This window comes from Pseudomonas sp. F8002 (assembly GCF_013385495.1).
GTDB lineage: Bacteria > Pseudomonadota > Gammaproteobacteria > Pseudomonadales > Pseudomonadaceae > Aquipseudomonas.
Genome location: NZ_JACAPW010000006.1, coordinates 106121 through 113039, shown reverse-complemented (window position 1 = coordinate 113039; position 6919 = coordinate 106121). Strand labels below are relative to the sequence as shown.

Annotated in this window: 6 protein-coding genes; 1 reads left to right on the top strand and 5 read right to left on the bottom strand. The window is 60.2% G+C overall.

Annotated features, from left to right (window positions below):
• Positions 1-592 precede the first annotated feature (592 nt).
• The 3 genes from HX811_RS07460 to HX811_RS07450 form a co-directional block, all read right to left on the bottom strand.
• Positions 593-1492, bottom strand: a complete 900-nt coding sequence (locus HX811_RS07460; RefSeq protein WP_177045408.1) for a hydroxymethylglutaryl-CoA lyase — start codon at positions 1490-1492, stop codon at positions 593-595.
• 12 nt (positions 1493-1504) lie between these two features.
• Positions 1505-1903: a MerR family DNA-binding transcriptional regulator gene (locus HX811_RS07455; protein WP_003211806.1), complete on the bottom strand. Its 399-nt coding sequence runs from the start codon at positions 1901-1903 to the stop codon at positions 1505-1507.
• 67 nt (positions 1904-1970) lie between these two features.
• Positions 1971-2900, bottom strand: coding sequence for a LysR family transcriptional regulator (locus HX811_RS07450; RefSeq protein WP_003211805.1), 930 nt, complete (start codon positions 2898-2900; stop codon positions 1971-1973).
• 150 nt (positions 2901-3050) lie between these two features.
• Between HX811_RS07450 and HX811_RS07445 the strand changes: the two genes are divergently transcribed.
• Complete coding sequence (locus HX811_RS07445; protein ID WP_177045406.1) at positions 3051-4280, top strand: acyl-CoA dehydrogenase; 1230 nt, start codon at positions 3051-3053, stop codon at positions 4278-4280.
• 140 nt (positions 4281-4420) lie between these two features.
• On the opposite strand, the gene HX811_RS07440 is transcribed toward HX811_RS07445, so the two are convergent.
• Positions 4421-5761, bottom strand: coding sequence for a substrate-binding domain-containing protein (locus HX811_RS07440; RefSeq protein WP_177045403.1), 1341 nt, complete (start codon positions 5759-5761; stop codon positions 4421-4423).
• A gap of 201 nt (positions 5762-5962) precedes the next feature.
• Positions 5963-6775, bottom strand: coding sequence for an exodeoxyribonuclease III (gene xthA / locus HX811_RS07435; protein WP_003211800.1), 813 nt, complete (start codon positions 6773-6775; stop codon positions 5963-5965).
• Positions 6776-6919: the final 144 nt, after the last annotated feature.

Genomic DNA, 6919 nt, shown 5'->3' with positions numbered 1-6919 from the left:
CCAATCTCAGCCATCACCCAAAAAACGGATATACACGCAAATCACCCTCCCCGAGAAAGCACAAAGGGGACCCGAAGGTCCCCTTTAATTTGTCGTTGCGTGCTCTTTTTTTATTATTGAGGGGCGGTCTATTGTTGTTTTTGGCAACCGTGGCCCTTTACCGCTGTTTTTGGCGACCCCCATCCGGGGTCAAGAGCAAACGTATTTTTTTGAGCGCTGATCTGCTTCTTCTCACGCGATCCAACCAGTGGGTAGCTACCTTGAGGTAGTTTTTGTTCTTCTCTATCCGGTTGCGGGTTTCGGCAAGCCGTACCCTGCGAAGCACATCTTCTCCAAAAAAATCTGTTAGCTGCGTCTCTGCCGTGTTGTTTTTGTTATGTCAGAGTCGTTACGTCTTATTTTTATTAGGTTTGGTGCTTTTTATTCTTGTTATGCAATAGAGATAGCAGAAGCCGTGCCAACTTTATAAAGTCCTTTAAAATCAATGTCTTGATTTTTTGGCGAGAAATTTCCTTCAGGAAATACGACAAAATATGTTCCCGTGTTACCCGATGTGTAGCCGCGAGGTAACACATCGTCACAAGCGCACTACTCAACCGGCACTGCGAGCCTTCGCCACGCGCGAACCGGTGGGGCGGCCGAGTACCGTACAGATCTGCTGACCCGCCAGAATCAGCTTGTCCATGTCGATACCCGTCTCGATGCCCAAGCCATTGAGCAGGTACAACACATCTTCAGTGGCAACGTTACCGCTGGCCCCCTTGGCATAGGGGCACCCGCCGAGGCCCGCAATAGAGCTGTCGAACACCTGGATACCTTCCTCAAGGCTGGCGTAGATATTGGCGATGGCCTGGCCATAGGTGTCATGGAAGTGCCCGGCCAGCTTGTCCCGTGGCACCTGCGCGCCGACCACCTCGAACATCCGGCGTGTTGCGCCTGCAGTGCCGGTGCCAATCGTGTCGCCCAGGGACACCTCATAGCAGCCCATGGCGAACAGCTCGCGAGCGACTGCCGCGACCTGTTCCGGCGCGACCTGACCTTCATAAGGGCAACCCAACACACACGACACATAACCCCGCACACTCACACCATGCTGCCTGGCCGCGTCGATGATCGGCACGAAGCGTTCCAGGCTTTCGCTGATGGAGCAGTTGATATTGCGCTGGGAAAACGCCTCGGAAGCCGCCGCAAATACGGCCACTTCTTTCACGCCCGCCGCCAGTGCATCTTCAAAACCCCGCAGGTTTGGCGCCAGCGCGCCATAGGTCACGCCCGGCTTGCGCTGGATCTGCGCAAACACCTCGGCCGACCCGGCCATCTGCGGTACCCATTTGGGCGACACAAAACTGCCGACTTCGATGTAACCCAGGCCGGCGGCACTCAGGGCGTCCACCAATTGCACCTTGTCGGCGACGCTGATGGGTTGCGCTTCATTCTGCAGGCCGTCGCGGGGGCCCACTTCCACCAGGCGCACATGAGAGGGGAGGGACATGGCAGCTACCTTTTATGAATGGCCAACCTGGCCCTGAATGGTCTGTTCCAGCGCCTGGGTGCAACGCTCTTCGGCGGTGTCCAGTTCGAGCTTCATCTGTTCGATGTCGAGCAACTGTTGTTCCAGCTGCTCGCGGCGCTCGGCGATTTTCGCCAGCATGCTGTGCAGCTGTTTCTGGTTGCCGCTGGTAGGGTCGTAGAGTTCGATCAGTTCCCGGCACTCGGCCAGGGAAAAACCGATGCGCTTGCCCCGCAGGATCAGCTTCAGGCTGACTTTGTCGCGGGGCGAATAAATGCGCTCCTGGCCCCGGCGTTCCGGGGACAGCAGGCCTTGTTCTTCATAGAAGCGAATGGCGCGGGTGGTGATGTCGAGCTCGCGGGCGAGGTCGGAGATGCTGTAGGTCGTGCTCATGAGGGCGCTCAAGGAGTGTCTTGAGCGTTAAGCTAATGGCTGGTTGACGTTAACGTCAAGCTCGCTCCTACAGTTTGTCCAGCTTCTTCTCATGGGCCGTCACCTGCTGGCACAACTCGATCATCTGCTCGCGCATCCAGCGGTTGGCCGGATCCTGGTCGGTGCTTTCATGCCAGTACAGATGGGTTTCCACCATCGGCACATCATTCACCGGCAGGTTGAACCAGTGCAGTTCATGGCGCCGTGCGAAGCGCTCCGGCACGGTCATTACCATGTCGGTTTGCTGCAGCACCTGCGAGGCCATCAGGTAGTGCTGGGAGCGCAGGGCGATCTTGCGTTGCAGGCCCATCTTGCCCAGCGCCAGGTCGACATGGCCCAGGCCGTTGCGCCGGCTGGAGATATGAATGTGGGTCAGCGACAGGTAGTCATCCAGCGTCAGTTTGTCCTTGCCCGCCATCGGATGGCCCTTGCGCATGGCGCACACGTAGCGGTCTTCCATGAGCTTGACGTGGCGCACTTGCGGGTCGGTGTTGAGCGGCGCGTCCACGGCAAAGTCCAGGCGACCGGCCGCCAGTTCCTTGGTGGTTTCCCGGCGCTTGGACAGGAAGCTCTCGATTACCACCGTCGGTGCCAGGCGGCGCAGGCGCTGGAACAGCGGCGGCAGAATCACCGCTTCGGTGAGGTCGGTCATGCTGATGCGGTAGGTCTTGGCCGCCTGTTGCGGGTTGAAGATCCGGCTTTCCTGTACCGACACCCGCAGCAGCGACAGCGCGTTACGCACCGGGCCAATGATGTTCTGGGCCATGGGCGTGGGCACCATGCCTTGGGCTGTGCGCACGAACAGCGGGTCGTTGAAGGTCTCCCGCAGGCGGGCCAGAGCGTTCGACACCGCAGGTTGAGTAATCCCGACAATCTGCCCGGCGCGGGTCAGGTTGGCTTCGGTGTAGATCGCGTCAAAGACGATGAAGAGGTTGAGGTCGACCTTGCTCAGATTCATTTCGCTGCGCTCTTATTGTTAGGTGTCCATACGCCGATCATATATCGGTGATGAATGTTAATACACGCCGAGAATAGGCTAGGTAAATTATCAACGCTGTTCTAGCATCGATTCATGACCTCAACAACCTCCATTGAGAAGGTGCTGCCCATGGATTTCGCCTATTCGCCCAAGGTTCAGGAACTGCGTGAACGCGTCACCGCGTTCATGGATGCCTACGTCTACCCGGCCGAGCCTGTGTTCGAACGCCAGGTTGCCGAAGGTGACCGCTGGCAGCCCACCGCCATCATGGAAGAGTTGAAGCTCAAGGCTAAAGCCGAAGGCCTGTGGAACCTGTTCCTGCCGGAATCCGAATTGGGCGCCGGCCTCTCCAACCTGGAATACGCACCCCTGGCCGAAATCATGGGCCGCTCCTTGCTGGGGCCGGAGCCGTTCAACTGCTCGGCACCGGATACCGGCAACATGGAAGTGCTGGTGCGCTACGCCAACGAAGAGCAAAAACAGCGCTGGCTCGAACCGCTGCTGCGCGGCGAAATCCGCTCGGCATTTGCCATGACCGAGCCGGACGTGGCTTCCTCCGACGCCACCAACATGGCCGCCCGTGCAGAACGCGACGGCGACGAGTGGGTGATCAACGGTAAAAAATGGTGGACCTCCGGCGCCTGTGACCCGCGCTGCAAGATCCTGATCTTCATGGGCCTGAGCAACCCGGATGCGCCGCGTCACCAGCAGCACTCGATGATCCTGGTACCAGTGGATGCGCCCGGTGTGAAGATCGTGCGCCCGCTGCCGGTGTTCGGCTACGACGACGCACCCCATGGCCACGCCGAAGTGCTGTTTGAAAACGTCCGCGTGCCGTACGAAAACGTCCTGCTGGGCGAAGGCCGGGGCTTTGAAATTGCCCAGGGGCGCCTTGGTCCGGGCCGTATTCACCACTGCATGCGTTCCATCGGCATGGCCGAGCGCGCGCTGGAACTGATGTGCAAGCGTTCCGTCAGCCGTACCGCCTTCGGCAAGCCGCTGGCCCGCCTGGGTGGCAATATCGACAAGATCGCCGACTCGCGGATGGAAATCGACATGGCGCGCCTGCTGACCCTGAAAGCTGCCTACATGATGGACACCGTGGGTAACAAGGTCGCGAAAAGCGAAATCGCCCAGATCAAGGTGGTGGCGCCGAACGTGGCGTTGAGGGTGATCGACCGAGCCATCCAGATCCACGGTGGCGCCGGCGTATCCAATGACTTCCCGCTGGCCTACATGTACGCCATGCAGCGCACCCTGCGCCTGGCCGATGGCCCGGACGAAGTGCACCGCGCGGCAATCGGCAAGTTTGAGATCGGCAAGTATGTGCCGCGGGAAATGATGCGCAGCGGGCAGTAACACCGAGGTGTCTTCATCGCAGGCAAGCCAGCTCCCACAGGGGAATGCAGTCAACTGTGGGAGCCGGGCTTGCCCGCGATGAGTCCAGTTGATCGTTCCCACGCTCTGCGTGGGAATGCTGCCCCGGACGCTCCGCGTCCTCAATACACCCAGACCTCCACCCGCCGGTTCTTGATCCGTCCCTCATCCGCCGTATTTGCCGCCACCGGCATCTCGGCACCGAACCCCTGAATGTCCCTCAGCACCACGCCGCTTTTAACCAGTTCCCGGCGCACCGCCATCGCCCGCAACTTCGACAATAGCGCCGCCCGCTGCGCATCACTCTTGGCATCCCCAAACCCCACCAGCGTCACCTGCTTGTCCAGCTTGCCGTGGCTCTTTATATAAGCCACTACCCGCATCAGGTCCTGGCGCGCCTTGTTGTCGAGGCTGGCACTGCCTTCCTCAAACCGGAAATTCACCGTCAGGCGCTGCGCTTGTCGGGCAATCGCCTGGTAATCCCCGGGCATCGGCGCCCGTGGTTCCACCGCCATGGCCTGCACCTGCTGTGCGATAAAACCGTTGGCGGCGACGATCGCCTGGCCCTTGCTGCTTTGTGCAAAGTCCACCAGGGCCTTGGCCCAGGGGTTTTGTGCAACAGGTGGCAGGTAGAAGAACAACCGGCGTGACAGCGGGTAGTCCTCGGTGGCGATCAAACTGTTCAGCGGCAGCATCGGCTGCGAGTCGCCATCGACGATGGCCACTGCCTTGGCCTGGCGCACATAGGGCAATCCGATAAAACCGATGCCCTGGGGGTCATGGCTGACAGCATCCGACAACTGCTCGCTGGATTCGAAGCGCTTGGCGCTGCCATCCAACGACTTGCCGCGCCGGCTGAGCACCAGTTCCTTGAAGGTGTCATAGGTGCCGGATTGATCATCCCGCGCGTACAGGTGGATCTGGCCACCGATGCCGCCCAGTTGTTCCCAGGTCGAGACTTCGCCGCTGAAGATCTGCGCCAGTTGCGCGGTGTTCAGCGTCCCCAACGGGTTGCGTGGGTTGAGTATGATCGCCAGCCCGTCAATGGCGATGACCTGTTCGGCGTCGGGGCTTTTCAGGTCGCCGAGGGCTTCGAGGTCCACCAGTTCGCTGTCCTTGATCGGCCGGGAAGACGCCGCGAGGTCGGCGCTGGCGTTTTTCAGGGCTGCGAACCCGGTGCTGGAGCCATGGGCCGCCACTTCCACCGTCACCTTCTGGCCCTGGCCAGTCTTGCCGACGATGTGCTGTTCGTTGGCCTGGTCAGATGGCTCGCTGTGCACCGCTTGCAACCCCTGTTGCTCCATCAGCCCCTTGACCAGCGCCGGGCCAAGTGCCGCGCCGATGGTATTGGAACCCTGGATGCGCAAGGCCGGGCCATGTTCGGGGAAGGGCAGAGGGGTGGAAAAAGCGGCGAGGGGAAATGCGCTGAGCAGGGCCAGCAGGGATAGAACGCGCAGCATCATGCCGGCACCTTCTCAAGCCAAAGGGAGTGCCGCAAGATTAAGTCAGAGAGGTTTCAGCAATATGACCGGCATCACGCCGTCAAAAAGTGTGGGAGCGGGCTTGCTCGCGAATACGGTGTGTCAGTCGACGTATCCGGTGACTGACACACCGTATTCGCGAGCAAGCCCGCTCCCACATTTAACGGCGCTGCTGTTAAGAAATCAGCTCAATTCCAGCCAGATCGGTGCATGATCGGAGGGTTTTTCCATGCCGCGCAGGTCATAGTCCACACCGGCATCCTTTACCCGGGGCAGCAAGCCCTGGGAAGCCAGGATCACGTCGATCCGCAGCCCGCGCTTTGGCTCGTCTTCAAAACCACGGCTGCGGTAATCGAACCAGCTGAAGCGGTCTGCCACATCCGGGTTGAGGTGGCGGAAGCTGTCCACCAGGCCCCAGTTCTTCAGGCGGGCCATCCACTCGCGTTCTTCCGGCAGGAAGCTGCACTTGCCGGTCTTCAGCCAGCGCTTGGCGTTGTCGGCACCGATGCCGATGTCGCAGTCTTCCGGGGAAATATTCACATCACCCATCACCACCACGGCCTGGTCATTGCTGAACTGCGACTCCAGGAGGGTTTGCAGGTCCTCGTAGAAGCGCTGCTTGGCCGGGAACTTGGTGGGGTGGTCGCGGCTTTCGCCCTGTGGGAAATAGCCGTTCATGATGGTAATCGGGTTGCCGTTGGCGTCGGCGAAGGTGCCCCAGATAAACCGGCGCTGGGCGTCTTCTTCGTCACTGGCAAAGCCTTTGTGCAGCGCCAGCGGTTCCTGGCGCGAGAGCAGGGCAACACCGTAGTGGCCTTTCTGCCCGTGGTAATACACGTGATAGCCGAGGGCCTTGATCTCATCCAGCGGGAACTGGTCGTCGTGGACCTTGGTTTCCTGCAGGCCGATCACGTCCGGCTGGTGTTTCTCGATCAGTGCCGCCAGCTGATGAGGGCGGGCGCGCAGCCCGTTGATATTGAAAGACACGATTTTCATGGTCGGCGGTCCAGTCTGGCAAAAGGGCGATGCTAGCCGACAATGCAGGACGGGAGCCAGCCTTGTAGCAGCTGCCGAGGCACAAGGCTGCGTTGGGCTACGAAGCGGCGTCCGGTGGCTACACTGAACGAAACAGTGCCGCAG

Excerpts from the sequence above, each read along its gene's own strand:
- HX811_RS07445 (WP_177045406.1), top strand. The coding sequence starts at position 3,051 with ATGGATTTCGCCTATTCGCCCAAGGTTCAGGAACTGCGTGAACGCGTC.
- HX811_RS07455 (WP_003211806.1), bottom strand. The coding sequence starts at position 1,903 with ATGAGCACGACCTACAGCATCTCCGACCTCGCCCGCGAGCTCGACATC.
- HX811_RS07440 (WP_177045403.1), bottom strand. The coding sequence starts at position 5,761 with ATGATGCTGCGCGTTCTATCCCTGCTGGCCCTGCTCAGCGCATTTCCC.
- HX811_RS07460 (WP_177045408.1), bottom strand. The coding sequence starts at position 1,492 with ATGTCCCTCCCCTCTCATGTGCGCCTGGTGGAAGTGGGCCCCCGCGAC.
- xthA (WP_003211800.1), bottom strand. The coding sequence starts at position 6,775 with ATGAAAATCGTGTCTTTCAATATCAACGGGCTGCGCGCCCGCCCTCAT.
- HX811_RS07450 (WP_003211805.1), bottom strand. The coding sequence starts at position 2,900 with ATGAATCTGAGCAAGGTCGACCTCAACCTCTTCATCGTCTTTGACGCG.